The sequence below is a fragment of the Acinetobacter sp. ANC 4654 genome (assembly GCF_002135425.1).
In the GTDB taxonomy this organism is placed as follows: Bacteria; Pseudomonadota; Gammaproteobacteria; order Pseudomonadales; family Moraxellaceae; genus Acinetobacter; species Acinetobacter kyonggiensis.
On the sequence record NZ_NEGL01000007.1, the window covers coordinates 36,533 to 55,587 of the forward strand.

General features: G+C 37.5%; 17 protein-coding genes. 7 read left to right on the top strand and 10 right to left on the bottom strand.

The window, feature by feature from the left end; genetic code table 11:
- Positions 1-169: 169 nt before the first annotated feature.
- Positions 170-739: an elongation factor P gene (gene efp / locus B9T24_RS11815; RefSeq protein ID WP_004648456.1), complete on the bottom strand. Its 570-nt coding sequence runs from the start codon at positions 737-739 to the stop codon at positions 170-172.
- A 70-nt stretch (positions 740-809) separates the two neighbouring features.
- Between efp and epmB the strand changes: the two genes are divergently transcribed.
- From epmB to B9T24_RS11830, 3 genes are read left to right on the top strand one after another with little or no spacing between them, the layout of a single operon-like run.
- Entirely contained in the window at positions 810-1,826 is a 1,017-nt protein-coding gene (gene epmB, locus B9T24_RS11820) for an EF-P beta-lysylation protein EpmB (RefSeq protein ID WP_086165956.1), read from the top strand.
- A 14-nt stretch (positions 1,827-1,840) separates the two neighbouring features.
- Positions 1,841-3,586 (top strand): GTPase, encoded by a 1,746-nt coding sequence (locus B9T24_RS11825; RefSeq protein ID WP_086165957.1) that lies wholly within the window; start codon positions 1,841-1,843, stop codon positions 3,584-3,586.
- The gene (locus B9T24_RS11830; protein WP_086165958.1) at positions 3,568-5,685 is read left to right on the top strand and encodes an EAL domain-containing protein; all 2,118 of its coding nucleotides are present in this window, start codon (positions 3,568-3,570) and stop codon (positions 5,683-5,685) included. Before B9T24_RS11825 ends, B9T24_RS11830 begins: the two co-directional genes overlap by 19 nt.
- An 82-nt stretch (positions 5,686-5,767) precedes the next feature.
- Here B9T24_RS11830 and rpmE read toward each other — a convergent pair whose 3' ends face one another.
- The 5 genes from rpmE to B9T24_RS11855 all read right to left on the bottom strand — a co-directional run bounded on the left by rpmE (position 5,768) and on the right by B9T24_RS11855 (position 10,481).
- Positions 5,768-5,998 carry a 50S ribosomal protein L31 gene (gene rpmE / locus B9T24_RS11835; protein ID WP_086165959.1) on the bottom strand — a complete coding sequence of 77 codons (231 nt, stop codon included), beginning with the start codon at positions 5,996-5,998 and terminating at the stop codon, positions 5,768-5,770.
- Positions 5,999-6,228: 230 nt separating this feature from the next.
- Positions 6,229-6,690 (bottom strand): hypothetical protein, encoded by a 462-nt coding sequence (locus B9T24_RS11840; protein ID WP_086165960.1) that lies wholly within the window; start codon positions 6,688-6,690, stop codon positions 6,229-6,231.
- A 109-nt stretch (positions 6,691-6,799) separates the two neighbouring features.
- Complete coding sequence (locus B9T24_RS11845; RefSeq protein ID WP_086165961.1) at positions 6,800-7,771, bottom strand: bile acid:sodium symporter family protein; 972 nt, start codon at positions 7,769-7,771, stop codon at positions 6,800-6,802.
- A gap of 146 nt (positions 7,772-7,917) precedes the next feature.
- Entirely contained in the window at positions 7,918-8,319 is a 402-nt protein-coding gene (gene gloA / locus B9T24_RS11850; RefSeq protein ID WP_074947186.1) for a lactoylglutathione lyase, read from the bottom strand.
- 11 nt (positions 8,320-8,330) lie between these two features.
- On the bottom strand, positions 8,331-10,481 hold the full coding sequence (locus B9T24_RS11855; RefSeq protein ID WP_086165962.1) for an AmpG family muropeptide MFS transporter: 2,151 nt from the start codon (positions 10,479-10,481) through the stop codon (positions 8,331-8,333).
- Positions 10,482-10,663: 182 nt separating this feature from the next.
- Between B9T24_RS11855 and B9T24_RS11860 the strand changes: the two genes are divergently transcribed.
- On the top strand, positions 10,664-13,309 hold the full coding sequence (locus B9T24_RS11860) for a Lon protease family protein (RefSeq protein WP_086165963.1): 2,646 nt from the start codon (positions 10,664-10,666) through the stop codon (positions 13,307-13,309).
- Between the two features lie 59 nt (positions 13,310-13,368).
- On the opposite strand, the gene grxD is transcribed toward B9T24_RS11860, so the two are convergent.
- The gene (gene grxD / locus B9T24_RS11865) at positions 13,369-13,710 is read right to left on the bottom strand and encodes a Grx4 family monothiol glutaredoxin (RefSeq protein ID WP_004648446.1); all 342 of its coding nucleotides are present in this window, start codon (positions 13,708-13,710) and stop codon (positions 13,369-13,371) included.
- 162 nt (positions 13,711-13,872) lie between these two features.
- Between grxD and B9T24_RS11870 the strand changes: the two genes are divergently transcribed.
- On the top strand, positions 13,873-15,084 hold the full coding sequence (locus B9T24_RS11870) for an aspartate aminotransferase family protein (protein WP_086165964.1): 1,212 nt from the start codon (positions 13,873-13,875) through the stop codon (positions 15,082-15,084).
- A gap of 77 nt (positions 15,085-15,161) precedes the next feature.
- Here the strand turns inward: B9T24_RS11870 and B9T24_RS11875 are convergent, their stop codons facing one another.
- The 3 genes from B9T24_RS11875 to surE all read right to left on the bottom strand — a co-directional run bounded on the left by B9T24_RS11875 (position 15,162) and on the right by surE (position 17,885).
- Positions 15,162-16,091 carry a LysR family transcriptional regulator gene (locus B9T24_RS11875; RefSeq protein ID WP_086165965.1) on the bottom strand — a complete coding sequence of 310 codons (930 nt, stop codon included), beginning with the start codon at positions 16,089-16,091 and terminating at the stop codon, positions 15,162-15,164.
- Between the two features lie 92 nt (positions 16,092-16,183).
- Complete coding sequence (locus B9T24_RS11880; RefSeq protein WP_086165966.1) at positions 16,184-16,999, bottom strand: peptidoglycan DD-metalloendopeptidase family protein; 816 nt, start codon at positions 16,997-16,999, stop codon at positions 16,184-16,186.
- Between the two features lie 115 nt (positions 17,000-17,114).
- Positions 17,115-17,885, bottom strand: a complete 771-nt coding sequence (gene surE / locus B9T24_RS11885) for a 5'/3'-nucleotidase SurE (protein WP_086165967.1) — start codon at positions 17,883-17,885, stop codon at positions 17,115-17,117.
- Positions 17,886-17,996: 111 nt separating this feature from the next.
- Here surE and B9T24_RS11890 point away from each other — a divergent pair, with 111 nt between their 5' ends.
- Complete coding sequence (locus B9T24_RS11890; protein WP_086165968.1) at positions 17,997-18,371, top strand: MCR_0457 family protein; 375 nt, start codon at positions 17,997-17,999, stop codon at positions 18,369-18,371.
- A 228-nt stretch (positions 18,372-18,599) separates the two neighbouring features.
- A complete protein-coding gene (locus tag B9T24_RS11895; RefSeq protein ID WP_086165969.1) occupies positions 18,600-18,989 on the top strand; it encodes an MCR_0457 family protein in 390 nt (129 codons plus the stop codon).
- The last annotated feature ends 66 nt before the right edge of the window (positions 18,990-19,055 follow it).

A 19,055-nucleotide genomic window follows, 5' to 3' on the forward strand; every position in this document is an offset into this window, starting at 1 on the left:
AATCCCTCATCTATTCTGCATAAATCAGCGTTCATTTTTATTGTCTGGCTTACTGCTGTTTGTTCTTTTGTGATGGCACTCCTTATATTTTATTTTTCATTTATAGTTCTGGCATAAAAAAAGGGACGATTTTCATCATCCCTTTCGATAATAGTCTATTTTTAAACCATTATGCACGCTCTAAATAATCGCCTGTACGAGTATCTACACGAACGCTTTCTTCTTGCTGTACGAATAATGGTACACGAACAACTGCACCAGTTTCGAGTTTAGCAGGCTTACCGCCACCGCCAGAAGTATCACCACGTACACCTGGATCAGTTTCAACAATTTTCAAGACCACAAAATTCGGTGCACTTACTGTCAATGGAATACCATTGAACAACATAATGGTACATTTTTCGTTTGAATCGTCTTTCAACCATTTAGCAGCATCGCCCATCGCAGTTTTGTCAGCTGTGATTTGTTCGAAGCTTACTGGATCCATAAAGTTCCAGAGTTCACCATCGTTATAAAGGTAATCCATTTCAACTTCTACAATGTCTGCACCTTCCAGTGTTTCATTGGATTTGAATGTTTTTTCTAAAACTTTACCCGTTTTAAGATTACGCAATTTCACACGGTTGAATGCTTGACCTTTACCAGGTTTCACATATTCATTTTCCATGATTGAACATGGGTTACCATCAAGCATGACCTTTAGGCCAGCTTTAAAATCATTTGTCGAATAATTGGCCATGAAAGGCTCACTCCAAACTTACTAACTTAAATCTATTAATGCTAGACTAGCATCATTTTTTACATGCGGCATGATAAACTATTTGTATCAAGAGCAAAACTGGCAATCTCAACTCAGTGACCTTATTACAGACCCTTTAGAGTTACTTGAGGTGCTTAAGCTCTGTCCTGAGCAATTATTATCAGGGGCAATCCTTGCTTCTGAACAGTTTAAATTACGTGTTCCCCGTGCATTTGTCGGAAAAATGACCGTTGGTGATCCACTCGACCCCCTTTTACTGCAAGTATTGCCTCATCATTTAGAACTCGAAGACCACCCTGACTTTGTGACAGACCCATTAGGTGAAGAACAAGCCAATCAACAGCCAGGTGTATTACACAAATATAAATCTCGCTTTTTACTCACCTTAACGGGTGCTTGTGCAGTTCACTGTCGCTATTGTTTTCGTCGTCATTTTCCTTATCAAGAAAATCTACCTAAAAATGAAGATTGGCTAAACATTAAAAATTATATTGAAAGCCAACCCGATATCAATGAAGTCATTTTTAGTGGTGGAGATCCACTTACGCTCTCAAATCGAAAACTAAAACTGTGGATTGATCGTTTAGAGTCTTTACCGCAAATTAAATTTTTGAGAATTCATTCACGAGTTCCTATCGTAATCCCCAACCGTGTCGATGAAGAGCTTGTTTCTCTATTAAAAAACAGTAGGCTACGGATTATTCTAGTGGTACACTCAAATCACGCAGCTGAGCTTGATGATTTGACTTGCGCTAGGCTTTCGCTATTAGTTCAACAGCAAATTACCGTGCTCAACCAAGCAGTTTTATTAAAGGGAATCAATAATTCTGCACAAGTTTTAGTCGATTTAAGTTATCGTTTGTTTGATGCAGGTGTAATGCCATATTATTTACATGTATTAGATAAAGTAAAAGGCGCGCATCATTTTGACTTAAGTCCTAAAGAGATTAATCTTATATATAAAGATGTTTTAGAGAACCTTCCAGGATATTTGGTTCCTAAACTCGTTAGGGAAATAGCGGGCGAAAAAAACAAAACACCGCTTTTTGGGGTTTCAACTTTTTGAGTTAAATAATAACGATGCTTATGAGTACTTCAGATATCTTCCAAACTCCAACAGAGTTAAAGTTGGAAAAACTGAGCTTTTGTCCATCTAATGCAAAAGGTCTGCAAGAATGGGTAGCTAATTTATCCATTCTACAACTCGGGAATTCTTCCAAAGAACTTTTCAACGCGTTACTCGAAATTTCAGAACTTAAATGCCCAGAAATGCTTCGTTTTGATTTAATTCAAATTCTCCATCCAACCATTGATAATGTATTGATTAGCTTGGAAAAACATTTTTTCAATCAAAGTCTTATCACCTCTGATCGTAATGATCAAATTATTGAATTGGCGATGTTATTACGCAGCCATTTCGCAAAAATTTATATTGATATTTCAAAGAGATGTAATACACAATTAAGTTTGCAAAAATTTTCATTGTTTGCCTTTAATCAAAAGAAAAGTTTACAAACTGCAAGAATGGTTTCGACCTATTACGCATTGCAACAACTGTCATTGTTACTTTATCAGCAACATTTGCTCTATAGCACACCTTTATTTGGGCAATGGTTAGTCGCGCACCAACTGCTTGAATGTGCGATTAAAAACAATTTTTATCAAACGAACATCAATCAGATTTTAGATACTCAACACCAATTACAAACCATTACTCAGGCTTACTCACAGCTTATTTTGCTCGATATCTTCAACACGCATCAAATTCGCCCTTCTGAAATGCAAGGTCTATACTTGTGTAGCTTTGATTGGGCAAAACTGGTTCACATCTTATCTAAAGAAACGACGCTTTCACGTTATATTATCGACATCAACAAAGATCATCCGCCTGTTTTCAATACGGATCAATCCAGTTTATATAAACCGACCATCTATATTTCGACCCAGAGTTTACTTGATCATTTATCTGAAACTCAATCGAAAAAAACGGGATATTTATCGCGTAATGAAAAGCTCTTCTTAACCCCTGCACTACATTTTCATATTCACAATTTACTGACAACCAATACCGAACGTCGCTATGAACGTTACGAATATTCTGCGCAATTACAAATATGTTTTAGTCTTGCCGTTGCACACTTTTATCTCTCGAAAGGCAAAAATTTTCACGAAACTTTGGATTTAGAAAATAATTATCAATTCCAAAATGAAAGCACATTTATTAATTCAATGAATTCTAATATTCCTGCTGAAATCACAACCGCTAAAACCCTCGATCGAGAAGCTAAACAAATTTATTCTGCTGACGTTCTTGATATTAGTGTAAATGGTTACAGAATTAAATGGACAGGTATTACACCTACGAATTTAAAAACAGGTGAATTTATTCTTATTCAGGAAAGCACCAATAGCCCTTGGCGCGGTGGTGTAATTCGTTGGATTAAACAGTCGACAGAAAAAAGTTTAGAGCTTGGTCTTGAAGTATTAGCGCAAGATTTATTCCCCTGTTCAGTCATGGTCAAAACTGAGCGTCATAACAACAATTATCAACCTGCATTGATTGTTCAAACAGCTCAACTGGATAATATTTCGACCAGCTTAATTGTCTCAGGCTCACACCTATTTAGAGAAAAACAAACCATTCACTTACGATTAGGAAAAGAAGAACTCAAAATTTATCTCACCAAAGCACAGCTAATTACACAAAGTTTTATCCGATTTGAGTTTGAGTTACTCAATGATCAACAAGAAATTCTAGTTAAAAACTTTATCAATAAACAAATGAATGAAATCAAGAATCACGATTTATGGGAAGCATTGAAGTGAGAAATCCATTATTGTCTAAAAAGTTAAAACGTACCGAGACGCGTTTACTCATTATCGATGATAATCAAATACGTTTTAATCAGATTCGTGATCTTTTAATATCGAACGAACATATCGTACAGGCAACATTGCTTGATGATTTACAAAATTTTGAGAAACAATTACATCAAAATTGGGATCTGGTCATTTTTGGTCGCGCATATGACTTAAAATATGAACAAGCCTTAAGCTTAATCCAATTATCAAAACAACCTAACTTACCGATTATTCTGCTAAAACCCGATAATTATCAGGCAGATCAATATGCGAGTTATATTCGTAAAGGTGTTTACGACATTTTAAATCTAGATTATCTAGATCGTTTCTACATTGGTTTACTCCGCGCCCTTTCATTGAGCCGCCTCCTTCTAACGCAACAACATTTAATGAGTGAGTTAGAGTCAGCACAAACCCAAGCTCAATCTTTAGCGCAAGATAGCAATAAAGCCATTGCACTGATTCAAGAAGGCATTCATATTCAAGCCAATGCTGAATATTTAGCTCTATTTAGAATAAAAAATGAGGAGGATATTGTTGGTCTTCCCTTACTTGACCTTTTACAACCGAAAGAATTAAATGACTTTAAGTTGCGGTTTAAAAAAATTACCCAAGGTCAATTCGATTTCGGTCGTTTTGATATCACTACCTTAAATAATCACGTTGCTATTCCAAATCCGCTTAAAATCGAATTTTTACCTTCTACGGATGAAGATGCATTACAAATTACCATTGATATTGAAAATTCAGAATCAACCAATGTAACTAACCGTACAACTGAGAAAAATACACAAAAGCCAAATACATATCAGTTGATCAATCGGGCAATCACCAAACAACCCTCTAATATTAATGCCTTGGTGCTCTTCTCTTTAGCATCATGCCCTGAAATTATTTTTCAAGGTGATTGGATCACTTCAAAAAATTATTTCAGTCAGATCAATGAGTTTTTAAAAGATCAAACTCATGCTCCATTATTTCAAATTGCTACTGGTGTTTTTATTGGTTTATTCCAAGCAGAATCCAAAGCAAAATTAGAATCTAAACTCATTGGCTTAAACTCACTCACTAAGCCACAATTATTAACCATCAATCAATCCACTTATCCACTCAATCTTAGAATTGGTTATTCAGTTTTAGATAGTGAAATACGTGATGAAAATCACTTCGAACAATTTATTAATTTAGCTTACAGCACTGTTTTACCTAAAAATGAGCCTACACCACAGCTCGAATTAGAAACACGTATAGACACCCCGACAATTGAACTACAGCATCAGGAAATCAAGTCCGTAGATGCCGTACCTGAATCTGCACTCATTCGCGCTTTACAACACAGTTTAGACCGAGGCGAAATTCATCTTAAATATCAACAGTTGTATGATAAACAAGACAGTAATTTATACACCTATGAAGTAACGAGTGGCTTCATTTTTGAGAATACATGGAAAGATCTATCCAGTTTAAGAGAATTGGCAGAAGATGCTGAATTATCAATTAAATTGGATCGCTGGATTTTAGTTGAATCATGTAAACAACTGCATAATTTCATTACTCAATATCCTGAAGCAAAACTGATTGTAAATTTAAATAAAGCAGTTTTATTACTTGATCGTACTTTCCCTGAATTTATCTCCAAATTAATTACAATTGTTCGCAGTAAATTAACTCACCCGCTTATTTTACAATTTTCAGAAGAAGACCTGACTCAGAACATACCTGATGCACAAAAACATATCGCGCAATTACGCCAATTTGGTGCTGAAATATCATTAAGAGACTTTGGTAACAGTATTTATAGTGAATCTGCTGCACGTCAACTCGATATCAACGGCTTAACATTACATCACAGTCTAACCAAAATGCTACATTCCGAACAATCCACACAAGAATTACAAGAAAAAATCAAAACGTTCCATGAAATTAAACCCGTTGAAATTATGCTGCGTAATTTAAATGACATGACACTTTTTGCAAATGCGTGGAATGTCGATGCTCGCTTTATTCAAGGCGACTATTTCCAGAAAAAATTAGATCATCTTATTGATGTACAAGACCAATAGGTCTTGTACATTTTTTCTAGAATATAAATTTTAGATGTAAAAAAAACGGGCAAAATGCCCGTTTTTTTTACATCTAACAGTATTAGTCAGGACGTTTGATAGAACGTGACATACCAGAAAAACGTTGTTTGAACTTGTCGATACGACCACCTTGATCAACATTCTTCTGTTTACCAGTATAGAATGGGTGGCATGCAGAACATACGTCTAGATAAAGAGTTTCTTTACCAATCGCTGAACGAGTTTCGATTACGTTACCACATGAACAGGTAGCAACTAATTTTTCATATTTTGGGTGGATATCGGCGCGCATGGTCGACTACTCCTAAGTTAAGAAAGGCTTATGCTGTCATCGCAATTGATCACTCTCATTATTAGAGGAAAAAGCTTATCCAAAGAAAAGCGAGATCAACACCACAACAGACCATTCTTTTGGCCCACCGAGACGGATACCGTCAGAGCTAAGCACAACAAGTGGGCGTGATTATAACTGAAATAGATTTATTAATAAATAGATCATTCTTGGCTTAAAGCTTTCTTCTTCTACATTGCTCTTTCTATATAATGACTATATTGCATTTCTACAGTACGTTGAAATTCAGCTTGATCAAAATTATTTAATCGATCAATAAGAGAAGGACAATATTTTTCAGCATCAATTTTTTTGATCGATATCGACATGATCTCAAGCATTTTTTGCAATTCGTGTTTGAAAGTGGCATCAACAGGTTGATCAATCTCTTTTTGTTGTAAAGGGCTAATCCCATTATATTTTACATTCTTTGCAGCATTGACCAACTTGAGTTTCGCAACTAAATACGCTTTGTCCAATTCAACATTCAGTTGCGGTTGTTTTTCCCTACAAAAATTTAACATTGGTTGTAGAGAAATTAATGGCATTTTTTCAAAAATATCTCGATTTGTTTCAATTGTTAAATTCTCCTCAGCAAAGCTAACATTGCAATAACAAAGTAAAGAAATGAAAATAAATTTTATTAATCTCATAGAAATATTCTTTTAAGTATTTAATTTAATAAAATATACGCAAATTGATCGACTAAATCTAGATTCATACAAAACCCAAGCTTAAGAACTTGAGTTTTTCATTATTCAATTATTCATCTGTATTTTGTTTCGACCAATAATTCGCGATCACACCACAAACCATTAACTGAATTTGATGAAAGATCATAATCGGTAAAACAATCATCCCTAAAGGCTGCCCGATAAATAAAATCTGTGCCATCGGTACACCACTGGCTAGCGTTTTTTTAGAACTACAAAAGAAGATCGCAATTTGATCTGCTTTATTAAAGCCCAACCATTTGGGAATATAAAACGCCAACAACATAATCAGAGTTAAGAATATTGAACAAACCAAAGTCAAAATCAATAGGGTTTGCCAACTGACAATTGTCCATAGTCCAGCAACCACTGCCCCACTAAAAGCACCATAGACCACCATCAAAATGGTGCTTTGATCGAAAAATTTGACCAAGCTGGGTGTTTTCAACATATGCGGATAAACATAAGGACGCAATAGCTGCCCTAAGACAAAAGGTACCAATAACAATAAAGTAATTTTAATAATGGATGAGGTTGGGTCAAAGCCTTGTTGAGACTGACCTAAAATAAAGAAACTCACCAATATTGGCGTTATAAACATTCCGATCAGATTAGAAAATGACGCACTGCATACTGCACTGGCAACATTGCCTTTCGCAACAGAAGTAAAAGCGATAGAAGATTGTACGGTCGATGGCAAAAAGCACATAAATAAAAAGCCCCAGTATAATTCCTGCCCCAAAATCGGCAATAAAACTGGCTTAGCCATCAGACCTAAAACTGGAAATAATGCAAAGGTAAAAGCAAAAACTACAAGATGAAACTTCCAATGCATCACACCATCGACAAGCGCCTCTCTGGAAATTTTTGCACCATGTAAAAAAAATAAAATCGCAATTGCACCCGAAGTGATGACGCTAAAGATATTTGCAGCCAAACCAGATACTGGAACAATCGTTGCCAAGATCACCATCACAATAAGTAAAATGGTAAAGCGATCCAATGCCAATAGTTTTAACATTGCTACTTCCTGTAATTATTTAAAGATAAAAAAGCCCAATAAGTGAGTTTACCTAGTGGTAAAGTTTCATCTTACTGGGCTGGATAAATAAAGCTAGTTTTTCAATTCAATGTTGAATATTTAGTTTATCTATATCACTTTTTTCATTAGTTATTTCGAGCATTTACATCTTGCTGAATTAACTCAATCTTGTAGCCGTCTGGATCTTCAACAAAAGCAATAACCGTGATACCACCTTTCATTGGCCCTGCTTCACGTACCACTTTACCACCGCGTGCTTTAATTTCTTCGCAAGCTTGATAAGCATCATCCACCGCAATGGCAATATGACCATAGGCATTGCCTAACTCATAGCTTGTCGTATCCCAGTTATGCGTAAGCTCTAGTACCGTATGATTTTCTTCATCACCATAACCAACAAAAGCCAAAGTGAAACGACCTTCTTCATAATCACGCTTACGAAGCAAAGTCATACCGAGTACTTCAGTATAGAACGCTAAAGATTGTTCTAAATTGCCTACACGTAACATGGTATGCAGCATACGCATCTTATTCATCCTTATTTAATATTTGCATTTTGATGTTCACCTAATAACTTCGCTACCCACACCACTAAAACTAAAATTGGAATACCAATTAAGGCAGTCATGAGGAAGAAATTCGGATAACCAATATTGCTCACTATAGTACCCGAATACCCGCCTAAAATCTTAGGGGTTAAGGTCATGAGTGAGCTAAAAATGGCATATTGCACGGCTGTAAATGACACACTGGTTAAACTGGATAAAAAGGCAATAAATGCCGCACCTGCCAGTCCTGAAGCCAAATTATCAACAATGATAGCGAAATATAACCACAAAGAACTATAAGGTTTAATCACCTTGCCTGTAATTTCAACGTCATCGGCAGACTGAGGGTTCACCGCAGCCAAAGGATCAATATTAAGATCTAAATCTTTAGCGGTGGTTAAGTGCATGTTGGCAGTATAGTTGTGCTGAGTGCTGACAAGGCTTTTATTATTTTCAACAACTTTTGCGACGAGTTGCTTTGAAGCAGAATTCACCAAAGTATCGGCTGGAATTGCCGCACTAAATACACCTGTTTTATCTAGATTGGCATCAAAATTTTGATCATCTAATTTTAAGATAATTTTTTGCGATTCAGATAATGTCGGTCCAAAATATTGACCACGAACCACTAAACTATTATTTCGTTCATGCAAGGTAATGGTGTTGTCGCTGGTCACAGGCAAAATTTGCATACTGGATTGTTGATCAGCAAGCTTTAAATAAGGCAAAGTGGTGACTGCTGGATTTTGCGAAGCACCCTGATATTGTGCAGTGACCTGTACTTCATTTGCTTGCGCCAACACCTGACTTGGTACTTTTAATTTCCAATATCCAACTTCATCAGACTGTACATGATAACGATGTTGACCAATTGTGACATTCACATCATTGAGTTGCTGCCCTGATTTTACCAACCCAATAAAAATAAGATTGGTTGAGCTGGCCAATACAGCACCGACAAACATCAACTTCATAATGTTCATGCGCTGTGCAAGTAAGCCACCTAAAAAGCCACCCACCAAACTAAAAATCACCCCATAAATTTTAACGGCTTCGGCAATTTGCTCTTTGGTAAAGTTCAGGTCTTGATAGAACACATTTGAAATCACTCCCGCAATAATGTCAGAAATGCGGTAAAAACCAATCAATAACAACAACACCAATGCCAGTTTAACGCCATAACGCTTAAAGAAATCTGCAATCGGGTTAACCCAAGTTTCAAATGCCATTTGCTTATTTACAGCGCCCATTTTTACCAGCAATGAACCCATCAATAATGCAACAACAGCAGAACCAATAAAACGTAATGCTTCAAAGCAAAAAAGTAACAAAGAATCTGAAATTTCAAATTGTGATTTCAGTGCTTCAGTTAAAGTACCAGAGAAAATATAGCTCAGTACAAAACTAATTACAGCCACAAAAAAGACTGCAACCAAACGATAATAATCGGTACGTTTATAGTCTTTATAGATACGATTAACTTGTGGCTCACGAATCACCAATGTAGTGATAATACCCACCAACATGACCGCAGCCATGGCTAAATAGGTAATTTTCCATGCACTATAGATATAGTTACCTTTCGCAGTCCCTAAAGACGCGGCCAGAAATAACGCCCCTGCACCCGCCACAATCATCCCAATGCGGTAGCCTGCATTATAAGTCGAGGCAAGTACCGTCTGCATTTGTGTTTCAGCCAGTTCAATACGGTAAGCATCAATGACGATATCTTGTGTCGCAGCAGAAAAACCGAGCAACACCGCACCTACTGCCATTTGATACAAATAACTTTGACCTAATGCAGGATTGGAAAATGCCATGATACAAATGGCACAGATAATCAGCACTTGAGCAATGAGCAACCATGCGCGACGTCGCCCTAAGATTTTGGTCAGTATAGGTACAGGCAATTCATCGATTAACGGTGCCCAGACAAATTTAAAGGAATAACCTAGTGCAGCCCAGCTAAAAAATGTGACGGCACTTTTATCAATTCCTGCTTCTCCAAGCCATAAAGATAAACTCGAAAAAATCAGTAATATTGGAATACCTGCTGAAAAACCCAAAAACAGCATAATAAGCGCACGGCGATCTAGAAATGCAGTAAAGGCTGATTTCCATCCAGTAGAGTGTGTTGTCATTGATTTATTATGTTCTGAAAAACTCAATGTCGCTATTCAAACGCGTAATGCGCTAGGTTTCAATAACATTTACGAAATCATTATTTTATTTTATCGATTAAAGCACCATGTCTGCTTGAATTTTTCAAACAAACCTGTATACCTTTAAACCTCTATCGCAATATTTCGTTTTGGATTTCACAGTGACCCAAAGACTCGAGCAAATGAACGCTTCTTTATCTACCAATATTATTAGCAACAATGAACAACCAAGCCAAAGCATTTTAATCTCAGCATTTGAACAAGCCGAAATACAAAGCACCTTAGAAAAAACCCAACTAAAATCTGAACAACTGACGCATATTCCTAATTTTGAAAAAATTCCTGCGTCAACGCGCCGCCTAAAGCCACTCAATAACTTTCTGGGGCAAGATCGTGCACGCGCCTCTGTAGAAGCAGGGATTGCATTACCTTATTCAGGCTATAATATTTTTGCTGTAGGGACTGCTGGTTTAGGTAAACGCACCATGGTTAAGCGTTTATTACAACAACACGCCAAAACCATGCCTACGCCAAATGATTGGGTCTATGTTTATAACTTTAAACTTCCCCGTCAGCCAATTGCTCTCGAGCTTCCTTCAGGACAAGCAGCAAAATTTCAAACCATGCTGCACCAAGCATGGAAAACCATCTTAAAACAATTAGAACGTCGTTTTACTGCTGAAATTTATCACAATCGAATCGAACTTATTCGCCAACACACTGGGGATGAGCAACAAATCGCGCTCATTGAACTGACCAAAGAAGGTGAAGCGCTTGATTTAAAATTAATTACGCGTAATGAAGAACATTGTTTTGTTCCAGTACATTTCGTTAATGATTCACCTGAAGAAATGACCACTGAGGAAATTAACGCATTAAATAGCAAAGAACGTGCTGAAATTTCAACCAACATGCGTTACATGGACAAAAAACTGGAACGCTTAGGTTTACATTTAGGTGATTTAGAAGATGATGCACGCGATAAAGTACAAATTTTAAATCGTGATATTGCAAAACAAGTGGTGATGCCACGTATTGAACAAATTTTAAATAAATTCGGTGAAGTCGAAGGCTTAAAAGACTATTTAAAATATTATGCTGAAGACATTATTAATAATGTCGAAATCGTACTTGAACAAGAAGAAGATGACTTTACCCCAGGGGTATTCAGTCGTGTTCCTGCACGTTATCAAGCCAATATTATTGTTTCGCACAAACCCAACTCTGGCGCACCAGTTATTTTTGAAGACTTCCCAACCCACTACAATTTACTGGGTCATGTGGAACAATTAACTCAAAATGGTACGATCACCACAGATTTCACCCTCATTCGCCCGGGGACATTACATAAAGCCAATGGTGGCTTTTTAATGCTCGAAGCTGAGCAACTGCTTGAACAGCCGTATGCATGGCAAGGTTTAAAACGTGCTTTAAAATCTGGGCAGCTCAAATTATCTTCACTGGAACACATGCTAACTTTAACCGGTAGCATTTCAATTGAACCACAATCTATTCCATTGAATTTAAAAGTGGTTTTACTTGCAGAACCTGAAGTTTATTATGAAATTTTAGAAGTTGAACCCGAACTCGGCAGCGTATTTAAAATTCGTGCTGACTTTACAGATACATTACAACGTAATGACACCAATGAGCAGGCTTATATGCAATTGATTGCCGACTATGTGCAATCAGACAAACTCTTGCCTTTCGACCGTTCTGCTTTAGCTGCATTGCTCACCGACTCTAGTCGTCAAGCTGAAGATCAAAGTTCATTGTCATTACATGCTTTAACTTTAGGTGATTTGATTCGTGAAGCACACCATCATGCACTCAAAGCGGATGATAAAACCGTTTCAGATAAGCATATCAATACCGCCCTCGATCACCGTAAATACCGCTTAGGATATTTACGTGAATTATATTGGGAAGATTTGTCTCGTGGTACGCAGTTGATTGAGACCAGAGGACACCGTCTTGGTCAAATTAATGCGCTTTCAGTGATTCACTATGCAGATGTTGAGTTTGGTTTACCCTCACGTTTAACAGCATCGGTTTATCAAGGTGGTGGCGATATTCTTGATATTGAACGTAGTGTAGAGCTGGGTGGCTCATTACATGCCAAAGGCGTGTTACTGATGTCCAGCTTTTTAAAGGCACACTTTGGTCGTGAACAAACCTTACATTTCTCTGCGGCCCTCGCCTTCGAACAAAGCTATGGTCAAGTGGATGGTGACAGTGCGACGGTGGCTGAACTTTCTGCATTATTGTCTGCGATTAGCCAACTACCCATCGACCAATCTTGGGCCATTACAGGCTCAATGAATCAACTTGGTCAAGTTCAACCAATTGGTGGCGTCAATGCGAAAATTGAAGGCTTTTTTGATGCTTGTAAACTTCAGGGTTTAACAGGTAAACAAGGGGTCATTATTCCACGCCAAAATATGCAACATCTCATGTTACGCCATGATGTAATTGAAGCAGTGGACAAAGGTCAGTTCCATATTCATGCCATTCAAACAATTGACCAAGCCTTAGAAATTTTAATGGCTCGCCCTGTCGGCACCTTAAATAAAAAAGGTCGTTATAGCAAAAATTCAATTTATGCTGCGGTGATGGAACAACTTGAATATTGGCAAGCCATTGAAGATGGTACAGAGTTTGAAGAAGAGTCGAAAAAAGCCAAAAAAAAGAAAAAGAACAAAAAAAAGAACAAAGAAAAAGCTAAAAAACAGCCGCCCCCTGCTGAAACTGTCGAATCTGAAAACACAGTTGATGCTGCACTAGAAGTAAAGTCATCTGCTTCTTAAAAAATAGCCATAAAAAAAGCGCCACTAGGCGCTTTTTTTATGCTTTACAACAACTGAAATTAAGCTTCAGCTGCTGGGCTATATTGTTCTACTAAAGATTTTAATTCACCTTTTTGGAACATATCCAGCATGATATCACTACCACCGATTAATTCGCCATTGATCCACAATTGTGGAAAAGTCGGCCAATTTGCGATTTGCGGTAACATTGCGCGAATGTCTTGGTTTTCCAAAATGTTTACATAAGCAAATGGACGACCAATTTGACTGAGTGCTTCTACCGCACGTGCAGAAAAACCACATTGTGGGAATTGCGGCGTACCTTTCATATAAAGAAGTACTGCATGTTTAGCAATTTGGTCACGAATTAACGCTTCAGTATCGCGTGCTTGTTCAGTCATTGATAAATCCTCAACTCATCTGCCTCGCATTATACCGAAAACTTAGCAAAACAGTATGACTAAAGTAATATTTCCATTTTTATTTCTAATAAGGCTTTTATTCTTGGGTAGATTTTGCTTATATAAACTTTTATTTTTCCACCTAACAGATAAGAGTTAGTCATGAATAACATTACCCTTGCGCCCGTGCAACCTGATCAACCTTCACATTTGATGCCAGTATTTGGTCGTCAACCGATCAGCTTTGTTCGCGGTCGAGGTTCTTATCTCTATACAGAAGATGGCACTGAATATTTTGATGCACTCACAGGTATTGCTGTGTGTGGTCTCGGTCATGCCCATCCTGTTATTGCAGAAGCGATTGCTGATCAAGCTGCAACACTTATTCACACCAGTAATTTATTTGAAGTGCCATGGCAAACTGCAGCGGCGCAAAAGCTTGCTGAAGTCTCAGGAATGGAAGAAATTTTCTTCTCCAACAGTGGTGCTGAATCCAATGAAGGTGCAATTAAAATTGCACGTAAATTTGGTTTTATGCAAGGTATTGCTCATCCTAAAATTATTGTTGCGGATCATTCTTTCCATGGTCGTACTATGGCAACCCTTTCTGCAACGGGCAATAAAAAAGTTCAAGAAGGTTTTGGCCCATTAGTTGAAGGTTTTATTCGCGTACCGTTTGGTGATATGGAAGCCATTCAAGAAGCAGCCATTCATCACCCAGATATTGTGGCTATTTTTGTTGAACCTATTCAAGGTGAAGGCGGTGTAAATACAGCACCTCAAGGCTTTAGCTACCTAGATGAAATTCGTCAAATGTGTAACCAACACAACTGGTTAATGATGCTTGATGAAGTTCAAACAGGTAATGGTCGTACTGGTAAATACTTTGCTTACCAACACACCAACATCGTTCCAGATGTTTTAACCACAGCCAAAGGTCTAGGCAACGGCTTTCCGATTGGTGCAGTGATGACGCAAGGGCGTGGTGTTGGTGTACTCACTGCGGGTAATCATGGTTCAACCTACAGCGGAACTGCATTGGGTTCACGTGTTGTTTATACGGTTATTGATCTGATTCAAAAAGAAAATCTGGTTGAAAATGCTGCAAAAATGGGTGCTTATATTGTTGACCAACTTAAGCAACAGTTAGTCGATCAAGCTGTGACAGTACGTGGTTTTGGTTTAATGATTGGTATTGAATTACCAAAAGCCTGTGCTGAGTTGGTGAATATTGCACGCGATGAATATCATCTGATTATTAATGTTACTGCGGGTTCCGTTGTTCGCCTGCTCCCAACTTTAAACATCACTCAAGAACAAGCAGATCAACTCATTGTACGACTTGTGAAAATGATTAAAGCATTTTTAGCTTAAGTTTTCACATCGTTAAATATGCAATCTAAAAATATGAAAAGCCGCTAATAGCGGCTTTTTTTAATACTTATTTGCTTTTATGAAGCGTCTTGATAGATTCTACCACCAGGTAATTGGCAGAAATATTGTTTTAATGCTTCTAGACAACGATGGATTTTCATTGGCTGTTGTTCACATTTTGCAATAATGGCATACAAAGTAAAACTGGGTAAATTCCACTCTGGTAACACTTCAACTAAAGCGCCACTGATTAAATCTTTTTGCACATCTAAATATAAAATTCGAGCAATACCATGCCCCTGTTGACACAATGCTTTGGCCACCAAAACATTATTTGAAGTCAACCGAGATCGCATGTCTAAACTAATAATTTCATTGGTTATGCCATGTTTAAATGAAAAACTTTGATAATTTTTCATCACATTAATTGGAATTAAGTCATGATTTTTTAAATCTTCAGGACGTGAAATGGGTGCTGATTGATTCAAATAACTTGGTGATGCAACCAAAACCTGCTCAACACGAGCAAGCGGCACAATATGCAAATTACTATCTTCAATTTTTGAACTCATTCGCAATGCAATATCTATACGACCATCAATGAGGTCAATATATTGATTATCTGCTTCTATATGAACTGCTAAACCACGGTGAGCCGACATCCAATGTGACAACGCTGGAATAACATGATTTGCAGCCAGTTCTGGTGTCGTTGCAATACGTAAATCACCAATCAGGTCATCACGCAGCTCATTGATTCGTATTTTTCCGCGCTCTGCAGCAGCGAGCATTTCTTGGCAGCTGTGGAAAAAAGCTTGTCCCGCTTCAGTCAAACTCAACTTTCTGGTAGAACGATGCAAAAGTGTAACTTCCATCTCTTGTTCTAAAGAACGAATTTGCTGACTAACAGCGCTTGTGGTGATGCCTAAATCACGGGCTGCACCACTGAACGAATTTTTTTCTACAACACAAGCAAATACACCCATTGCTCGAAGTTGATCTAACATAAATTTCCCTCTGAACTTATGAGATGCTTTACCTTACGATAAAAGCAACTCATTGTATTATACGGTGAAATTCATGCATTGTATTAATTTATTTAATTAATAGGTAAAACACTAGTTGGATCAATTGGCTTACCATCTAAACGCACTTGAAATTCCAGCATTGTACGGCTTGTACCAGATGCTCCCATTTCTGCAATTTTTTGACCTGCGGTTACATTATCACCACTTTTCACATTCATTTTACTGTTATGTGCATAGGCTGAAATATAACCATTCACATGTTTAATCAAAATCAAATTACCATATTCTTTCAAGCCATCTGCTGCATAAACCACTTGCCCATCGGCTGCTGCATAAATAGCATCACCGACATTCCCTGCATAACGAATGCCTTTAACATTATTGGCTAAATTAAAGTTTTGGATGACTGAGCCATTGCTTGGTTTCACCCAACGTAAAGCCGATACTTTAGAGGATGATACTGGCGCTGTTGGGATATTCGCTGCCACAGGTGCAGCAGGTTTAGTTGAGGTGGTTGGTAGTTGTACAGTTTGACGTTGAATCGGTGCAGCTTGTGTCACTGCCTGTGTCGTTGTGCTACGGCGTGAACCCGAATCTTTTAAACGTAAAGATTGCCCCACATAAATACGATACGGTGACGCGATATCATTCATTTCAGCAACACTGACATAACCCAAACCATAACGTGCAGCAATCCCACTTAAAGTGTCTCCAGATCGAACGGTATAATAGTCTGGTGCTGTTGCATAACGCGTTACATTATTAATTTGTGGTTTTGAAGCGCAACCACTCAAAATGACAGTGGAAATAACAGCCGTAGACAACACTATGGTTTTCAACAAGGCTGAAGGCACAGCAAATAAGCGATATTGTGACACCAAGTGCATTAATCTTCCTCTCTACATACAAATGTATTTATTGATTTACGCTAAGATTAGCAAAAAAGTATGTGAAAAATAATTTCAGTCCTGTATTTTCACAAAGTTATAACACTACTTGGCCCTATTTGGAAAACTGTGCTTGTAATGTATTTAGAATCTCATAATTTGTCGCATCCATTTGAATCGGCGTGATACTTACAAAACCATTTGCCACTGCAAAAAAATCGGATTCTATTTCAGTTAAGCCTTTTTGCGGATCAGCTACGGCCTCACCAGATAAACCGATCCAATAGACTTGACGACCACGTGGGTCTACATGGCTGGTAATCGGTTTTGACTGTCTACGTCGACCTTGGTAGGTAATTTTTGCACCTTGTAATACAGCTACATCTGGAATATTCACATTAAAAATATGACGTGGCGGTAACACAGGTAAACCTGCGGCAATAAAATCATGTACCCATTGGGCAGCAGTAGCATAATCTTTGGGATGCTCGTAGGAACGAACATTTTGCCCTGCCATCGAGACTGCAATGGCTGGTTGTTTCATTAACCGACCTTCAAAAGCAGCACCCACTGTTCCAGAGTAAAGAACATCATCACCTAAATTGGCACCACTATTAATTCCACTGACCACCAGATCGAATTCAAAATCGAATAAACCATTCATGGATAAGTACACACAATCTGCTGGCGTTCCATTTACAGCCCAAACATCAGATGAAATTTGAATGGGACGTAATGGGCGATCTAAAGTTAAAGCACTGGAAAAACCGCTACGCTCACTTTCAGGTGCAACAATAACCACACGACCCAGTGGGGCTAAAGCATGCGCAAGCGCTTGAATACCAGGAGCAAAAACACCATCATCGTTGGCAATTAATATATTCACTTAAAAAATCTCGTAATGGTTAAAAATGACTGGTAAGAACATTTGATTGAATTATATAAAGAATTATATATATTTAACGCCCGACATCCATTCAAAATATGTGACTAAAAAATGATTAAATTGATTTCATTTCGTAGCTTACTGAGCTTAGGCATTGCAGCACTACTATCACAAGCCGTTTTAGCTAATGAGGGTTTAACACCAGCTGAAGCAGATACCATGGCTAAAGAAGATATTGCTTCAGCTCAAGTCATGATTGAAGTATGCCCTGCAATCATTGGTAAAAATGCAAAATTTGATCACAACACACATCAACTGATTCAATCTTATCTGCAAGATTATTCAGATAAGTCTATGAATTTTGATAAAATTCAATCTGATACTGAATATAAATCAATTCTAAATGAAGCGCGTCAAGCAGCAAAAGAAACCAGTAAAGATGAACAAAAATCAGTTTGTGATGATGTAGTAAATTACGAAGCATAATACATAAGGCATTTCTAAATAATCGATCTGCCATATTTAAGTATGTGATCAGGGCACGGAAATATTCATTTTCATGCCCTATTTTTCATCCATAAACTAGATGCAAAATCCCCTTCATTGTGGCTGCAATTTTCAACAGCTTCGATACATTTGTGTACTTACAATTCATAAAAATACAGTTAAGCTTATTTATATTGTTCTGTTTTTAAATAATTTAGGTCTGCTTCAATGAAATTATCTATGTTCAAATCTCTTTCTTTAGGTCTTTTGACCACTACGCTCATGACCTTTTCTGTTACCCATGCAGCTACGCAACAAGATGAAAATATTGAAGTTACCCCAACTCAAAAAATCACCCAACAAGAACTTGCTGCTATTTATGTTTTATCCGAAGTTTGCCCAAGTTTAGTCAAAGAAAATGATCAATTCAAAAAAGGTTATGCAAAACTTGCACAAGAATACTTACCGCAAGAACAAGACCCCGTAAATGCACTGCAAAAGCTAAGCAAACAGAAAAACTTTAAAAGCATTTTAGCTGAAGCAAAGTCGGATGCGAAAAAAGCAGGTGATGTTAAAAATAAAGAAATTTGCCAAGAATTGACCACATACAGTAATTGATACAAATTGGTTACAATACTTTTGAAATAAGCCGATTTCCCCGTAGAAGTCGGTGTGGCTTTATCC